Origin of the sequence: Nocardia sp. NPDC057455, from assembly GCF_042802775.1 — a bacterium.
Classification (GTDB): domain Bacteria; phylum Actinomycetota; class Actinomycetes; order Mycobacteriales; family Mycobacteriaceae; genus Nocardia.
The window spans coordinates 1-15,092 of the sequence record NZ_JBHVDM010000001.1 but is presented as its reverse complement, the minus strand read 5'-3'; the positions used below and the strand labels follow the sequence as shown (position 1 = coordinate 15,092).

At 67.5% G+C, this 15,092-nt stretch carries 13 protein-coding genes; 5 read left to right on the top strand and 8 right to left on the bottom strand.

Going from position 1 to position 15,092, the window contains the following annotated elements; genetic code table 11:
- Positions 1-2: 2 nt before the first annotated feature.
- The 6 genes from ACFU5M_RS00065 to ACFU5M_RS00040 form a co-directional block, all read right to left on the bottom strand.
- The gene (locus ACFU5M_RS00065) at positions 3-1,025 is read right to left on the bottom strand and encodes an MCE family protein (protein ID WP_379041446.1); all 1,023 of its coding nucleotides are present in this window, start codon (positions 1,023-1,025) and stop codon (positions 3-5) included.
- Entirely contained in the window at positions 1,022-2,212 is a 1,191-nt protein-coding gene (locus ACFU5M_RS00060; protein WP_379041444.1) for an MCE family protein, read from the bottom strand. The genes ACFU5M_RS00065 and ACFU5M_RS00060 overlap by 4 nt, the downstream gene beginning before the upstream one ends.
- 21 nt (positions 2,213-2,233) lie before the next feature.
- Positions 2,234-3,079, bottom strand: a complete 846-nt coding sequence (locus ACFU5M_RS00055) for an MlaE family ABC transporter permease (protein WP_379041442.1) — start codon at positions 3,077-3,079, stop codon at positions 2,234-2,236.
- A 13-nt stretch (positions 3,080-3,092) separates the two neighbouring features.
- Positions 3,093-3,833, bottom strand: coding sequence for an MlaE family ABC transporter permease (locus ACFU5M_RS00050; protein ID WP_379041875.1), 741 nt, complete (start codon positions 3,831-3,833; stop codon positions 3,093-3,095).
- 365 nt (positions 3,834-4,198) lie between these two features.
- Complete coding sequence (locus ACFU5M_RS00045; protein ID WP_379041440.1) at positions 4,199-4,705, bottom strand: hypothetical protein; 507 nt, start codon at positions 4,703-4,705, stop codon at positions 4,199-4,201.
- Positions 4,702-5,307 (bottom strand): TetR/AcrR family transcriptional regulator, encoded by a 606-nt coding sequence (locus ACFU5M_RS00040; RefSeq protein WP_379041438.1) that lies wholly within the window; start codon positions 5,305-5,307, stop codon positions 4,702-4,704. Before ACFU5M_RS00040 ends, ACFU5M_RS00045 begins: the two co-directional genes overlap by 4 nt.
- 464 nt (positions 5,308-5,771) lie before the next feature.
- On the opposite strand from ACFU5M_RS00040, the gene ACFU5M_RS00035 reads away from it, so the two are divergent.
- From ACFU5M_RS00035 to ACFU5M_RS00015, 5 genes are all read left to right on the top strand, one after another.
- Entirely contained in the window at positions 5,772-6,944 is a 1,173-nt protein-coding gene (locus ACFU5M_RS00035; protein ID WP_379041436.1) for an amidohydrolase family protein, read from the top strand.
- A complete protein-coding gene (locus ACFU5M_RS00030; RefSeq protein ID WP_379041434.1) occupies positions 6,941-8,176 on the top strand; it encodes a M24 family metallopeptidase in 1,236 nt (411 codons plus the stop codon). Before ACFU5M_RS00035 ends, ACFU5M_RS00030 begins: the two co-directional genes overlap by 4 nt.
- Positions 8,166-9,290: a M24 family metallopeptidase gene (locus ACFU5M_RS00025; protein WP_379041432.1), complete on the top strand. Its 1,125-nt coding sequence runs from the start codon at positions 8,166-8,168 to the stop codon at positions 9,288-9,290. Before ACFU5M_RS00030 ends, ACFU5M_RS00025 begins: the two co-directional genes overlap by 11 nt.
- A 91-nt stretch (positions 9,291-9,381) precedes the next feature.
- Positions 9,382-10,341, top strand: coding sequence for an enoyl-CoA hydratase/isomerase family protein (locus ACFU5M_RS00020; RefSeq protein WP_379041430.1), 960 nt, complete (start codon positions 9,382-9,384; stop codon positions 10,339-10,341).
- Positions 10,342-10,376: 35 nt separating this feature from the next.
- Complete coding sequence (locus ACFU5M_RS00015; RefSeq protein ID WP_379041428.1) at positions 10,377-12,845, top strand: CoA transferase; 2,469 nt, start codon at positions 10,377-10,379, stop codon at positions 12,843-12,845.
- 396 nt (positions 12,846-13,241) lie between these two features.
- Here ACFU5M_RS00015 and ACFU5M_RS00010 read toward each other — a convergent pair whose 3' ends face one another.
- Both ACFU5M_RS00010 and ACFU5M_RS00005 read right to left on the bottom strand, forming a co-directional pair.
- On the bottom strand, positions 13,242-14,444 hold the full coding sequence (locus ACFU5M_RS00010; RefSeq protein WP_379041426.1) for a cytochrome P450: 1,203 nt from the start codon (positions 14,442-14,444) through the stop codon (positions 13,242-13,244).
- A 377-nt stretch (positions 14,445-14,821) separates the two neighbouring features.
- Positions 14,822-15,092 (bottom strand): lipase family protein (locus tag ACFU5M_RS00005; protein WP_379041424.1); only part of this gene is annotated, 271 nt, incomplete at its 5' end.

The window sequence follows — 15,092 nt, the reverse complement described above, 5'->3', positions numbered from 1 at the left end:
GGCTATCCGCTGCACCTTCCGGTTTCCTGCTGGATCCAGGGCAGCACCGCCACCTGCCCCGACTCGTCGGTCACCCGGACCGTGACCGCGCAGATGTAGTACTGGACGAAGTTGCCGTAGGCGCCGGTGCGCACCAGTTTGCGAAAGTTGCCCGGCGCCCGCCCCAAGGCGTCGTCGAGGAGCTGCTTGTCCTGGTCGACCAGCGGCGCCAGCCGCGCGAGCTGGTCGACAGTGCCGGCCAGCGGCGGCCGGGCCCCGGTCAGCAGGTCGGCGATGGTCGCGGTGCCGTTGTCCAGGGCGTCGATCGCCGCCGCGATCGGATCGCGGTCCTCGGACAAGTGCGTGACCAGCTGTTCCAGCCGGTCGATGGTGCCCGTGAACTGCTCGCCGTTTTTCGCCAGCGTCGCCATGACCGTGCCGAGGTGGTCGATCAGCTGCTCGATCACTTCGGCGTGGCCGGCGAGCGCGGTGGTGAACGCCGAGGTCCGCGACAGCAGCGAGTCGAGCGTGCCCTCCTTGCCTTGAAAGATTTCCAGCAACGACCAGGTCAACGCGTTCACCTCGTGCGCGTCCAAGCCCTGGATCACCGGCTTCAGCCCGCCGAGCAGGAGGTCGAGGTCGAGCGCGGGCGACGTCCGCTCGACCGGGATCTCCGTGCCCGCCGCCAGGATTCCGGCCGGGCCTGCGGTGTCGGACAATTCCAGATAGCGGTCGCCGACGAGGTTGAGATACCGGACAGCCACCGCCGTGCCGTTCGTCAGCGCGATGCCGCGCTCCGCGTCGAACGTCACCTCGACCTTGTGGTCGTCGCGCAACGACACCCGCCGCACCGTGCCCACCTCCACGCCCGCGATCCGGACGGTATTGCCCGGACGCAACCCGGAGGAGTCGGTGAACACGGCGGCGTACTCCACGCGCGATCCGCTCCGGTATTGGCCGAACACGAGCAGCAGGAATCCGGACAGCACGAGCATGACCGCCGCGAACACACCGAATTTCAGCAACGGCGAAGTGCGCGGGCTCATCGGGGCCCGCCGTCCCCCGGTTGCCCGGCGTAGGGACCGAACAACGCCTGCGACAGGTTACCGACGTTGAGTTCCACGGTCTGGTTTCCCTTCTCGAAGGGGTTGGCGCCGACGTCGGCGACGACGAACGGCGGCCGTCCCTCGTACGGAACCGGCAGCACCGAACACTGCGGACCGCCCGTGGCGGCCACCTTCGGCAGATTGCGCGGATACCGGTACGGTTCGGTGCCGAACAGGAAGTTCGCCGACAGGCCGAGCCCTGGCACGTCGACCGGTTTCGAGCGCGACAGCCACCCGAGACCGTCGAGCGCGCAAGTCAGTACCTGGTGGTATCCGTTGGTGAGCGTGGTGGTCGGCACCAGAGCCGCCAGCGCGCTGTCCAGCGCGGCGTGGTTGTCGGCGAGCACCGCGGTTCCGGTGTCCGACAAACCGATCAGCCCGATCAGCAGGGCATCGATATTCTGCTGTTCGTCCACGATCGTCCGGCTGATCGCGCCGGCGTTGCGGGCGGTCTCCAGCAACGGGGCGGTCGCGTCGGCATAGGCGTTCAACACCGGCGGCGCCATGGCGAGATCGGCGCGCAGCGCGGGCAGTCCCGGCTCGAGCCGGGCGAGGAAGTTCTCCAGATCGCCGAGCATCAGGCCCAGCTTGTCGCCGCGTCCGCCGGTCGCGTCGGCGATCGCACCGAGAGTCTCGTTGAGCTTCTCCGGCTCGATGCGCCCGAGCACCGCGGTCAGCCGCTGGAACACGGTGTTGATCTCCACCGTGACGTGCTCGGCCTCGAGCACCTGCCCGGCCCGCATCGCTCGCGGTGCAGGATGTTCCGGCGGAACGAGCTGTACGAACTTCGCGCCGAACACCGTCGTGGAGGCGATATCGACCCGCACGTCGGCGGGAATGAGGTGCAGCTGTCCGGCATCGATCGCCAGCCGGATCGACGCGAGCCCGTCGGCGCGTTCGCCGATCGACTCGACCCGGCCCACCGTTACCCCGCGCATCTTGACGTCGGCGTCCGGATACATCACCAGCCCGGCGCGCGGCGACAGCACGGTCACCGGCACGGTGTCGGTGAATCCACCGTTGAACATGGTCACACTCAGGCCGATCACCGCGATTCCCACGGCGATCGAGGCCGCCCCGGCCGCGGGGCGAGCCAGACCGCGCGACGCCCGAGCGAGCGACTTCATCGTCGACAACATCGGCACCTCTCAACCGGACAGATCGAAGTTCCCATTGGCGCCGTAGACCGCCAGGGAAACCAGCAGCGTCACCGACACGACCCCGATCAGCGACGTCCGCACGGCGTTGCCCACCGCGATGCCCACACCCGACGGGCCGCCGCTGGCGAAATAGCCGAAGTAGGTGTGGATCAACAGGATCGTCAGCGCCATCAGGATCGCTTGCAGGAACGACCACACCAGGTCGATGGGGTTCAGGAAGGTTCCGAAGTAGTGGTCGTACAACCCGGCGGACTGGCCGAGCAGCACGACGGTGGTCAGCCTGCTCGCGATGAACGAGGCGATGACCGCGAGGGCGTAGAGCGGGACTATCGCGATCATGCCCGCGACGATCCTGGTGCCGACCAGGTACGGGATGGGTTGGATCGCCAGCGACTCGAGCGCATCGATCTCCTCGTTGATCCGCATCGCTCCCAGCTGCGCGGTGGCCCCGGCGCCGAAGGTCGCCGCGAGTCCGATGCCCGCGACCACCGGCGCCGAGATGCGGACGTTGATGAACGCCGACAGGAAGCCGGTCAGCGCCTCGATGCCGATATTGCCCAGCGAGCTGTAGCCCTGGACGGCGAGGGTGCCGCCGGTGGCCAAGGTCAGGAATCCGACGATCACCACCGTTCCGCCGAACACCGCCAGCGCCCCGGAGCCCATGCTGATCTCGGCGATGAGCCGGACGGTCTCGCGGCGGTAGTGCCAGGCGCCGAACGGCGCGTACACCAGCGCCTTCACATAGAAGATGGCGTGGTCGCCGATCCGGCCCAGCGCCTGGTACGGCCGCCGGATGCGCCGGATCGCCTTGGGATAGCGCGCGATCAGAGTCACGAGCGCCGCTCCTTCATCGCACGGTCATCTGGATGCCGATCGCCGTGACGACGACATTGATCACGAACAGGGACATGAAGGCGTAGACGACGGTCTCGTTGACCGCGTTGCCGACTGCCTTGGCCCCGCCGGTCACGATCAACCCCCGGTAGCAGGCGACGAGACCGGCCACGAGACCGAACAGCAGTGCCTTGACCGAGGAGATGATCACCTCGTCGATCCCGGTGAGCAGGGTGATCCCGGCGGCGAAAGCGCCCGGATTCACGTCTTGGACGTAGACGGAGAACACGTAGCCACCGAGCACGCCGATGATGCACACCAGGTTGTTCAACAGGAACGCCACCAGACCGGAGGCCAGCATCCGTGGCGTCACGAGTCGCTGTACCGGATCGATGCCCAGCACCTGCATCGCCGCGATCTCCTCGCGGATGGTGCGCGAGCCGAGGTCTGCGCACATCGCCGTCGCGCCGGATCCGGCGACGATCAGGACGGTGACCATCGGACCCACCTGGGTCACCGCGCCGAACGCGGCACCCGCGCCACTGAGATCCGCGGCGCCGAGTTCACGCAGCAGGATGTTGAGGGTGAAGCTCACCAGCACCGTGAACGGGATCGCCACGAGCAGCGTGGGCACCAGCGAGACCCGCACGATGAACCAGGACTGCTCGAGAAACTCCCTGGTCTGAAACGGTCTGCGGAACAGGAACCGCACCGCGTCCGCCGACATCGCGAACAGCCCTCCGATTGCCTGCATCGGCCCCGCCGCCGCGCGCGCGATCCTGCCGCGCGCCTCGCGTTCCGGCAGCGGACGGTGACGCCGCCGCGCCGCATCGACCAACGGTCGCATCAATCACCCTCTCCGTGGTGGAAAATGCCATTCTCACATGTGCATACGGTGACATATCTCAAATGAGAATTCAATACGCGGAAGGATACAAGTGGTCGAACATGCCCGCTGGAGACGCAGCCGACCCTTCCCCTGATGCGCCTACCGAGAGAAGGCGACTATGCGCAGCCGATCGACTGGGTTGCTTACGGTCACCGGGCGGCGCGGCGCGAAGAACGGGCTGCGCCACGGCTTGGAATCAGCCGAGCCAGACGGTTCGAGACGAGACCGGGTCAGCCGACGGGACTGAGGTCGGCACCTACCGGAGGGAAGGACGACAGCCCGCAGCGGAAGACTTCGGTGGCGCCGACCGAGGTGGCCGGAACCGCCGCCGCGGTCAGCGCCTGGGCCTTGAACGCTTGCGCGGCCACACTGAGCCGGTGCAGCACCGGATCGACCCGGTGCTCCGGCGGCGACGGCCAGCCCTCACCCCAGACCACCACCTGAACACCCCCGTCGTTCAACGCCTTCGACAAACCCCGGCGCGCCCGACGATCGCACTCACACACGTCGGCGGCCACCGCCAGCGCATGCGGCTGACGCCCCTGCCCCCGCGAGGCGAGCACGTGCTCGAGCTCCAGTACCTCCGCCCCCAGGATGCGCAGCGGCCGAGTGTCCGAGAGATCGGCCACGAGCACCGTCACGTCCCAGCCGGCGACCGAACGGTCGAACAGCCATCCGCCCGCATGCTCGACGACATCCACGACACTGGTCGCGACGACATCGAGGCGGTATCTCATCGTTCCCCATCCGGAGCGAAGTCGCGGGCCAGTGACCTGGTGTACTCGTGGAACACCTCGGTCAGCGGGATCGAGTGGTCGAGCATCCATGAGATCTCCATTCCATTGATGAAAGCGACGATTTCCACAGCCCGGATGTCAGGATCGAAATCGGGCCGGTACCGTCCGATCTCCTGGTTGCGACGGATGACGTCGGCGACGATGCCGACGGCCACCTTCCAACGGTCGAGCAGGCGCTCGTGCAGTGGAGCCTCGGGCAGCAGGTTCTCCACCAGCAGGACTACGAAGGTGCCGACCAGTTCCGGGGAACGCTGGATGCGATCGGCGACCTTGCGGATCTCCAGGAACAGATCTCCGGTCACGTCGGCTTCGCGAGCGTCGTCGACGTCGCGGGCGTCGAGCACGGCGTGCAAGAGTTGCTCCTTGGATTGGAAATGGTGCAACAGTCCGGCCGGGCTCACGCCCGCTTCGCGGGCGATCTGAGCCAAAGTCGTACTGCGCCAACCATTTCGGGTGAGCAGTCGCTGGGCGACGGCAAGGATGCGCTGCCTGCGGTCTTCACCTTTGGCCAGCAGGGAGGCATATGGACGAGGAGTGGTCACGGGAATCCCTGTTCGATCAAACCTAGTGAACACACAGTAGGTTGGTTTCGGCGATGTGACAAGGGTCTCATGAGGACCACCTCGATCTCCCCGGAGACCTCCCTCTCGCCGCGGCGCTGGGGTTCGCCGCCGAAGAGTGGCGAACCCGTCTTCTGGCGACACCTTTCGCTGGCCTCTGCTTTGCAGAGGTATCAGATGAAAATCTCATTCTCGCTGTTGAAGGGCACTTATATCGACTACTGGGGAACAATTTTGTAGGTATCACTCTCGTATTGTGATAACGTCATTCCCACGATGTAGCCGCAGCGATCCGAGGCGGATCGCCGTCGCGCGGGTTGTCGCCGGCCCGGCCACCGAAGCCGAGCGGATCGCGGCCGCGGTCCACGACACCCGCCGAAGTCCGCGTTCGCCACCCCGACGTGACCGCGGTTGCGTGCAGCGAATAGATCCATGGGAGGGTCAAGATGTCGGTTCCGACCAGCAGTGCCTCGTTGTACCCGCCCGGCGGCTTCGGACCGCCGAAAGACCGCCGCGGCCAAGCCGAGGGGTCGGTGGGCCTGCCGCAGGGCACCGAGGTGTTCTCGGCGGACAACCACATCTCGCTGGCCCACGACATCTTCTACGAGCGATTCCCGGAATCGCTCAAGGATCGGGCCCCCCGGGTGTGGTACGAGGACGGCGCCTACCAGCTGGGCCGCAAGGGCAAATCGTTCCTCCCCGGCGACTTCAGCCACGTGTTGATGCAGTACGACCCGCTGGACGGATCCGGCAGCGCCAACCTGGAAGCGCGCATCGCGGACCTGCGCGCCGACGGCATCGCCAAGGAACTCGCGTTCCCGAATGCCCTGCTCGCGCTGCTGTTCTACCCGGACAAAGAGATTCGCGAGCTCTCCTTCCGGGTGTACAACGCCTACATCGCGGAATTGCAGGAGCAGTCCGGCGGCACCTTCTACGGCGTCGGGCTGATCAACTGGTGGGACGCCGAGGGCGCGCGCCGTACCCTCGCGGAATTGAAGTCGCTGGGACTCAAGACTTTCCTGCTGCCGTTGTCGGCGGGCAAGGACGACGATGGCAAGGTCATCGACTACGCGAGCACCGCGATGATCCCGGTGTGGGACGCCATCGAGGAGTCCGGTGTTCCGGTCTCCCACCACATCGGCGAGTCGCCGCTGTCGAGTCCCTGCGAGGTGAACAGTGTCGCCGTCGGCATGATGCACAATGTCGCCCCGTTCCGTGAGCTGTTCTCCAAGTACATCTTCAGTGGCATCATCGACCGGCATCCCGGCCTCAGCATCGGCTGGTTCGAGGGCGGGGTGAACTGGGTGCCCTCGGCGATCCAGGACGCCGAGCACATGCTGGCCTCCTTCCAGCACATGCTCGATCGCCCGGTCGAGCACGACGTGCGCTACTACTGGGAAAACCACATGCGCGCGTCGTTCATGGTGGACCCGCTCGGCCTGTCGCTGATCGACCACATCGGCCGCGACCGGGTCATGTGGTCGTCGGACTACCCGCACAACGAGAGCACCTTCGGTTATTCGGAGAAGTCCCTGGAAGCCGTGGTGCAGGCGGTGGGCGCGGAGGACGCCGCCCGGATCGTCAGCGGCAACGTGGCGGAATTCCTGGGTCTGTCATGACGACATTCCCCGTCGCGGCCACCTCGTCGGTCGAGATCCCCGAGGTACCGGATCGCGCCCGCATGCGGCGCGATACCGGAGCGCGACTGCGATCCGCCATGGCCGAGCAGGGCGTGGACGCCCTGATCCTGCTGAACAACAGCAACGTCGTGTATTCGACCGGGGCCAACTGGCCGCTCGGCGACGCCGGTCTCGCCCACGTCGAGCGGCCCGTCGCCGTGGTCGTGGCGGGCGATCCGTGGCCGCACCTGTTCCTGCCTTTCCGGGAGGGAGCATCGGCGGAGTCGGATCTTCCGGCCGATCACCTGCACGGGCCCGTCTACCTCGAATTCGACGAAGGCGTAGCGGCTTTCGCGCGGTTGATCGCCGACCTCGTCCCGGACGGGGCGACCATCGCGGTGGACGAGTGCACCGGCGCCATGCTGCGCGCGCGGTCCGCGCTGTTCCCCGGCGGCCCGCCATCGGACGCCGCTGCCGTGATCGGCGCCGCGAAACTGATCAAGACGCCCGACGAGATCGCCTGCATCCGCACCGCATGCCGGATCACCGAGCAGGCCATGATCGACGTCCAGGCGGCATTGGCGCCGGGGCGCAGGCAGATCGACCTGTCGGCGAGCTTCGTGCGCCGGGCCTTCGAGCTGGGCGCCACCGCCACCATGCTCGACGCCATCTGGCAGGTGATGCCGGAGACCAAGGCCGACGGCGTCTGGACCACGCACGGCGACCTCGCCCTCCCGCTGCTGACCACCGAGCGGGAACTGGCCGCGGGTGACGTGCTCTGGACCGATGTCAGCATCACCTACGGCGGCTACTGCTCCGACTTCGGCCGCACCTGGACGGTGGGCACCGAGCCCGACGCACGCCAGCAGCGGCAGTTCGAGCGCTGGCGCGAGATCCTCACCGCGGTGCTGGACGTGACCCGCGCCGGCGCCACCGCGGCCGATCTCGCCCGGGCGGCGATCGCCGCCAACGGCGGCGCCAAGCCCTGGCTGCCGCATTTCTACCTGGGACACGGAATCGGCGTGAGCGCCGCCGAGATGCCGATGATCGGCACCGATCTCGGCGACGAGTTCGACGAGAACTTCGTGTTCGAACCCAACATGGTGCTGGTTCTGGAGCCGGTCGTCTGGGAAGACGGCACCGGCGGTTACCGAAGCGAGGAAATCATCGTGATCACCGAGGAGGGCTGGACCGCCCTCACCGACTATCCCTATGCCCCGTATGGCCACTGAGATCGTGCCGGACGATCGCGCCCTGCGATATGGGCGGCGCGATCGTGCCCTGGCACAAATGGAAGCCCATGAACTGGACGTCCTCGTTCTCGGACGCCAGGCCAATGCCCGCTACGTGTCGGGCACACCGCAACTGTGGGTCGCGGGCACCCGCCCGTTCGGTCCGGTCGCGACGGTGGTGCGGCAGACGCGCGCGGTGCATCTGCTGAGCACCTGGGACGAAGGCGTGCCCGACGACATCCCGCACGATCACCTGTACGGCATCGCGTGGAACCCGGTGAACACCATCGCGGTGCTGCGCGGCATCGAGGGAGCCGCCACCGCGCGGCGGGTCGGCACCGACGCACTGTCCCCCACCTTCGCGAAGCTACTGCCGACCGCCTTCCCCGACGCCGAACTGGTGGACGGTGAGCTGGCGATGCGCGCCGCGCGCCGGATAAAGACCGCCCACGAGGTGGAGGTTCTGCGCGGGACGCTCCGGATCGCCGAGACCGGTCTGTCCGCGGCGGTGGCCCGGCTGGCGCCGGAGGTCACCGAACAGGCGTTGATCGGTGCGCTGCTGGAAGCGATGACGGCGGGCGGCGTCAGCACGCCGGCGTCGCAGGATTCGGCCTGGGTGACCTCGCGAGAGCACCCGTGGCGGCGCGCGGGCGCGGACCGGCGCGTGCGACCGGGCGATCTGGTGGCCTTCTCCTCCGGTGTCCTCGGTGAGGGCTATATCGGCGAGGTGGGCCGTACCTGGCCGGTCGGCGGAGAAGGCGACGACGGCGTCCGGAAACTGTACCGGCGGTGGGACGGGTTGTGGGCGCGGCTGATCGAGGCGTGCCGCCCCGGATCGGCCGGCTCGGATCTGCTCGCCGCCTACGAGATCGCGGGCGAACCGCTGCCGCCGATGCCGGTCGCGCGTGGACTCGGCATGGGTTTCGACCCGCCGGTGGTTACCTCCCAGCTGCGGGCCAGCGCCGAGGCCGAGCGCCTGGAACCGGGCATGGTGCTCGCTGTCACCGCCTATGTGTGGGAATCGGGTGTCGGCGCTGTGTTCGGGCGCGACGCGGTGCTGATCACCGAGGACGGCGCCGAGGTGCTCACCGCCGCCCCGCACTGGGAGCACTAGGGATCGGCGCTCCGGAACTACGCCGGAGCATCGAACAATCGTGTCCGGCAAAAGGTTTCGGATACGTCAACTTCGGCAAAGGAGCCCGCCCATGCCCGGTCCCGAGCAGCCCTCGGCGGAGGAGATCATCCGCTACGAGAAGGACCCCGAGACCCGGATCGCGACCATCACGTTCGACCGGCCCGATCATCTCAACGCGCCCACCATCGCCGCGCGCCTGCGCTACGCCGACCTCTTGCACCGCGCGAACGTCGACGACGAGGTGAAGGTGCTCGTCGTCCGTGGCGCGGGCGACGATCTCGGCACCGGAGCCGACCTGCCCGAGTTCATGGCGGTACAGAACGCGCCGACCCAGGGCCCGCGGTTGAGCGAGTACAAGATCGGCGAGGACGAGGTGCGGTATCCGCCCAAGGAGTCCTTCCGGCACGGCGCCACGATCAGCCAGTGGTACGCCAATGCCCAAGCCGGGTGCCGCAGTCTCCAGGAGTTCAAGAAGATCAGCATCCTGGAGGTGAAGGGCTACTGCTACGGCTGGCATTTCTATCAGGCCGCCGACGCCGATCTGGTGATCTCCTCCGAGGACGCCCTCTTCGGTCATCCGTCGTTCCGGTACTACGGCTGGGGGCCCCGGATGTGGACGTGGGCGCAGACCATGGGGTTGCGCCGGTTCCAAGAGATGGTTTTCACCGGCCGGGCGTTCACGGCGCGGGAGATGTACGAGTGCAACTTCCTGAACAAGGTCGTATCCAGGGCGGATCTGGAAGCCGAGACCGAGAAGTACGCGCGGGCCTGTGCGCGCAACCGGCCCACCGACACGGTCTTCATGCAGAAGGTCTTCTTCGAGGTGATGAAGCAGCACCAGGGTGAGTACATGGGCAGCCTGCTGAGCGGGTTCTTCGAGTCGATGGGCGGCCACATCCACGCCGACGACGACGAACTCATGCTGGACAACGCCTTCGAGGGCGGGCTGAACAACTCGGTCAAGGACAACGACGCGCAGTTCCCGCCGGAGTTCCGGCTCAGCAAGTCGGGTCGCGAGAAGCAGGTCTAGTCCGCCGCGGGCCGGGGATCGGAACGGTGAGGGTCATGGCATCGAAGGAATCCGCAAGCAGCGCCGAACGCCCCGTCGAGCCGCCGTTGCGCGGTTGCGTGGTGGTCGACCTCTCCTCCGGGATCGCCGGTGCGTATTGCACCAAACTACTGGCCGACGGCGGCGCGGAGGTGATCGGAGTCGAAGCGCCGGAGGGGAACCCGCTCCGGCGCTGGTCGGCCTCGCGAGCCGGGATCGACCCCGGCACCGACGGCGCGCTGTTCGCCTTCCTGGCCTCTTCGAAGAAGAGTGTCGTCGCCGACCCCGGCGCGCCCGCCGACCTGGAACTCGTCGACGGCCTGCTGGCCTCGGCCGACATGGTGGTGTGGTCCCCTGGGCCGGGACTCACCGAGCATCCCCGGTTCACCGCCGCCGCGCTGCGGCGGGCGCACCGGCACCTGGTGATCACCGCGATCACCCCCTTCGGACTCGACGGGCCGTGGCACGATCGCCCGGCCACCGAGTTCACCCTGCAGGCGTGGTCCGGCGGCATCGTCGGACTCGGCCGGGGCGCACCGGACCGCGCTCCGGTGCACGTGGGCGGCCGGATCGGCGAGTGGTTCGCCGGCGCCTACGCCGCCGCGGCCACCATGACCTCGCGGCTGCGCACGCTCGGAACCGGTGCGGGCGAGCTGGTCGACCTGTCCGTGCTGGAAACCCAGATCCTCGGGCTCACCTATTTCCCGGTCTCGTTCTTCGACGCGCTCGGCCGTCCGTTCCGCACGGAACGACGGCTCAGCGTGCCCGGCGTCGCCACCGCCGCCGACGGCTTGGTGGCGGTGGGCTGCGGCACCGCGCAGCAGTGGTTCGACCTGTGCGCGATGGTGGGCCATCCGGAATGGATCGAGGAGGACCTCACCCCCGGAATCACCCAGCGAGCCAACGAGAAGGCGCCGGAGATCTCCGCCTGGATGGCCGAGCAGCCCGCGGAGGTGATCCGCGATCTGGCGACGGCCTTCCGCATCCCCAACGGTCCCGTGGTCAACGGGGCCGACGCGACCACCATGGATCATCATGTGGCCCGCAAATTCTTCACGGTCAACCCCCGGGACGGCTTCGTCCAGCCCGGCCCGCCGTACCGCACCCGGCCGGCGCTGCTGCGCGACCCGCAACCCGCTCCCCGGCTCGGGGAGCACACCGAGGAGTATCGAGCCCGGCGCCGCGAGCGCGCGGGCACCGCGGGTGTCACCGCGCCGGATCCGTTGCCGTTGCGCGAACTACGCGTCCTGGATCTCACGACATTCTGGGCCGGCCCTTCGTGCACCCACTTCCTCGCCATGCTCGGTGCGGAGGTCATCCATGTGGAGTCGGCCGGACGACCCGACGGCACCCGCCTCATCGCGGGCGTGCCGCCGACCGAAGAGCAGTGGTGGGAGAAGTCCCCGATTTTCTCCGGGCTGAACACCAACAAGAAGAGCCTTACGCTGGACTTCCGCTCCGAGCGCGGGCAGGACCTGCTCAAGCGCCTGGCCGCCACGTGCGACGTGATCGTCGAGAACTACACGCCTCGGGTGCTGGACCAGATCGGCCTGGACTACCCATCCGTGCGGACAATGCGCCCGGACGCGATCATGGTCCGGATGCCCGGATTCGGCCTGGACGGCCCGTGGCGCGACAATCCCGCCTTCGCCTACGTAATCGAGGACACTTCTGGCTTGACCTGGCTGACCGGCCACCCGGACCAGAACCCGGTGGAGCCCTATTCGATCGGCGATCCGAACGCGGGCGTGCACGCGCTCAACGCTCTGCTGCTGGCCTTGGAACACCGCCGGCGCACCGGGCAGGGGGTGCTGGTCGAGGCCGCGATGGTGGAGGCGGCGCTCAACGTGGCCGCCGAGCAGGTGATCGAGTACTCCGCCTACGGTGCGCTGCTCGAGCGCGACGGCAATCGCGGGCCCGTCGCCGCGCCGCAGAACCTCTATCGCGCGGCGGGTGTGGACGAATTCGGCAGAGAGGATTGCTGGGTGGCGATCGCGGTCGCCACCGACGCGCAGTGGCGGCGGTTACGCGAAGCGCTCGGCACCCCGTTCTGGGCTTTGGATCCGGAACTCTCGTCCGAGCCGGGGCGCAGGCGCAGACACGATTTGATCGACGAGCGGCTCGCCGAATGGTGTGCGCAGCGCGACAGCGACGAGATCGTCCGCGTCCTCTGGGACGCCGGTGTCCCGGTCGCGAAGGTCATGCAACCGCATCGGCAGTTCGAACTGCCACAACTGCAATACCGTGATTTTTTCGAGGCGGTCGCCCACCCCGTCACCGAAACAGCCAGGCACAGTACGGTGCCCGTCCGCTTCTCGGCCGGTCCGCGGCGTTTCCACCGCGAGCACGCCCCCCTGCTCGGCCAGCACAACACCGCACTGCTCACCGCTCTCGGTCTGAGCGAGAGAGAGATTCGCGCGCTGGAGGCCGACGGCGTCATAGGAGGTCATCCCGTCGTCGCGCGACCGCCGGTGCAATCCGAGTGATCGCCGAGAGCCGACGACCAGCGGTGATGATTGTCTGGTCGACTCGGTGTAGCCCCCATCCTGGTCGCAAGCACCCGCCATCACGGCGATGATCAGATTCTTCACCCGATCGGCCGGTTGTAGCGTCGGCCGATGGTGGACGACCGTCAAGGGCAACGACTTCCAGCAGCGGTGTCGCGCGCGGCTTGCGCACGGCCCCGGCTGACGATGGCAGTGGGCGCGCTGGGCCGTCTGCACCTCGGAACCCGTACCGCCGGAGCGAAACCCCAGGGCGAGGCAGCCGTAGGCCGCTCGCCGATCCACGGGCCCGGCCCGGGGCTCCCGTCCGTCACCGGCGCGGCATCGCTGTGGGCGCACCGGCAACCGGCATCCGCCGCGCGCGATACCGGAAGCGGGTCACGAGGTGAACGCGGGCAGCGTCTCCCAGCCGCGGACGGTCGAGGTCGGTGACAGCTTCGCGTTCGCCAGGTCCACCTCCCACTCGGGGAACCGTGCGAGGATCTCCTCGAGCGCGATCCGTCCCTCCAGGCGAGCCAGCGCCGATCCGAGGCAGTAGTGCGTGCCCACACTGAACGAGAGGTGCTGGCGGGTGTCGCGGTGGATGTCGAAAATGTCACCGTCCGGCGGGAACTGCCGATGGTCGCGGTTGGCCGCGCCGATGAGCATCATCATGGCACTGCCCTCCGGCACGGTCCGGCCGTGCACCTCGACATCGCGGGTCACGTACCGCGCCACGTGCGGGGCGGGCGGTTCGAACCGCAGCAGCTCTTCGACGGCGTTCGGAATCAATCGCGGGTTCGCCACGAGTTCGCGGCGCTGGTCCGGATGCTCGGCGAGAACCTTGCCCGCCCAGCCGATCAGCCGGGTCGTGGTCTCGTTGCCCGCGCCGGAGACCACGTTGACGTAGGTCAGCAATTCTTCGCGACTCAGCTTGCGCACGGTGCCGGTGTGGTCCTCGAACTCGACGTTGAGCAACTCGGTCATGATGTCGTCGGAGGGATGCTCGGCTCGCCAGTCGATGTAGGCGGCGAAGATGTCGCCACTGACCATGCCCTCGGAGGCGGCCTTCATCGGCTTGCCCTCCTCGGTGCGCATCTGTTCGTTCGCGAAGTCCCGGATGGCCTCCTGGTCATCCTCCGGAATGCCGAGCAGCATGCCGATGGTGCGCATCGGCATCTGCGCGCCGATGTCGGCGATGAAGTCCAGCCGTCCGGTGCCGACGTGCGGATCGAGGCTGCGCGCGCAGAATTCGCGAATCTTGTCCTCGAGCGCGCGGATCTTGCGCGGGGTGAACATGCGCGACAGCAGGCCGCGATGGATGTCGTGGATCGGCGGATCCTCGAAGATCAGCACACCGGAAGGGATCTCGATGTTCGCCTTGATCAGCTCGATGATCGCACCGCGCGCGGAGCTGTAGGTACCCGTGTCCAGCAACGCCGCGTTGACATCCGCGTGGCGGCTGACCGCGTAGAAGTCGTGTTTCTCGTTGTAGTACAGCGGCATGTCCTCGCGGAGCCGCTTGAACATCGGATAGGGATCGGCGTTGAGATCGACATCGTACGGGTCGTAGTAGACGTCGCTGGCCGCGCTCGTGGTCACAGGGGTTCGCCTCTCGCGGGAACTTCATCGTCCTCGGTGGTGCGTTGTGATTCAGCCGAAGATCGAGGTGTCGGAGTCCTGCCAAGTGTAAATTTGCCGACCGTCAGACGCAAGCACCCTTCTCACTGAGAGAGATTGGCATTCTCGTCAGATTGCCGGGGCAATGTGGGCGCTGCGCACCGGCGCCGTCGCGGGCGGGACGACGTCGGACAGACCGAAGGGGCCAGGGCCGAACAGTCCGCAGCGAACCCCTGCGCGAGGGGCGTCAGCCGTACGAAATAGTCGGCGTCGCATGACGGTTCATGATCCCGGAAAGCGAGAGGCCCCGTCTCCGACAGTTGTCGGAGACGGGGCCGCTCGGGTCCCTGCGTAGGGGATCAGTCGATGGTGCAGCCGGAAACAGGTTTGTCGGCGAGGCGGTCGAGGAGATAGGTGATCGCGTTGTCGGGGCCGAATCCGTCGATCATCTCCGGACCGAAATGGTTCGGGATGGTGGCACCGGGAAGGATCGGCGGCAGATCGTTGGTACGGAAGGTGACCGTGGCGCCTTTCGCGCACCAGTCTTCGGCGAGCCGGCGCGCTTGACCATAGGGAACGGTGTCGTCGTTCAAGCCACTGGTGATCAGCACCGGCGTCCTCGGGGTGAGG

Coding starts and splice junctions, on each gene's coding strand:
- ACFU5M_RS00065 (WP_379041446.1), bottom strand. CDS start 1,025: ATGAGCCCGCGCACTTCGCCGTTGCTGAAATTCGGTGTGTTCGCGGCG.
- ACFU5M_RS00045 (WP_379041440.1), bottom strand. CDS start 4,705: ATGAGATACCGCCTCGATGTCGTCGCGACCAGTGTCGTGGATGTCGTC.
- ACFU5M_RS00025 (WP_379041432.1), top strand. CDS start 8,166: ATGGCCACTGAGATCGTGCCGGACGATCGCGCCCTGCGATATGGGCGG.
- ACFU5M_RS00035 (WP_379041436.1), top strand. CDS start 5,772: ATGTCGGTTCCGACCAGCAGTGCCTCGTTGTACCCGCCCGGCGGCTTC.
- ACFU5M_RS00015 (WP_379041428.1), top strand. CDS start 10,377: ATGGCATCGAAGGAATCCGCAAGCAGCGCCGAACGCCCCGTCGAGCCG.
- ACFU5M_RS00060 (WP_379041444.1), bottom strand. CDS start 2,212: ATGAAGTCGCTCGCTCGGGCGTCGCGCGGTCTGGCTCGCCCCGCGGCC.
- ACFU5M_RS00020 (WP_379041430.1), top strand. CDS start 9,382: ATGCCCGGTCCCGAGCAGCCCTCGGCGGAGGAGATCATCCGCTACGAG.
- ACFU5M_RS00030 (WP_379041434.1), top strand. CDS start 6,941: ATGACGACATTCCCCGTCGCGGCCACCTCGTCGGTCGAGATCCCCGAG.
- ACFU5M_RS00050 (WP_379041875.1), bottom strand. CDS start 3,833: ATGCAGGCAATCGGAGGGCTGTTCGCGATGTCGGCGGACGCGGTGCGG.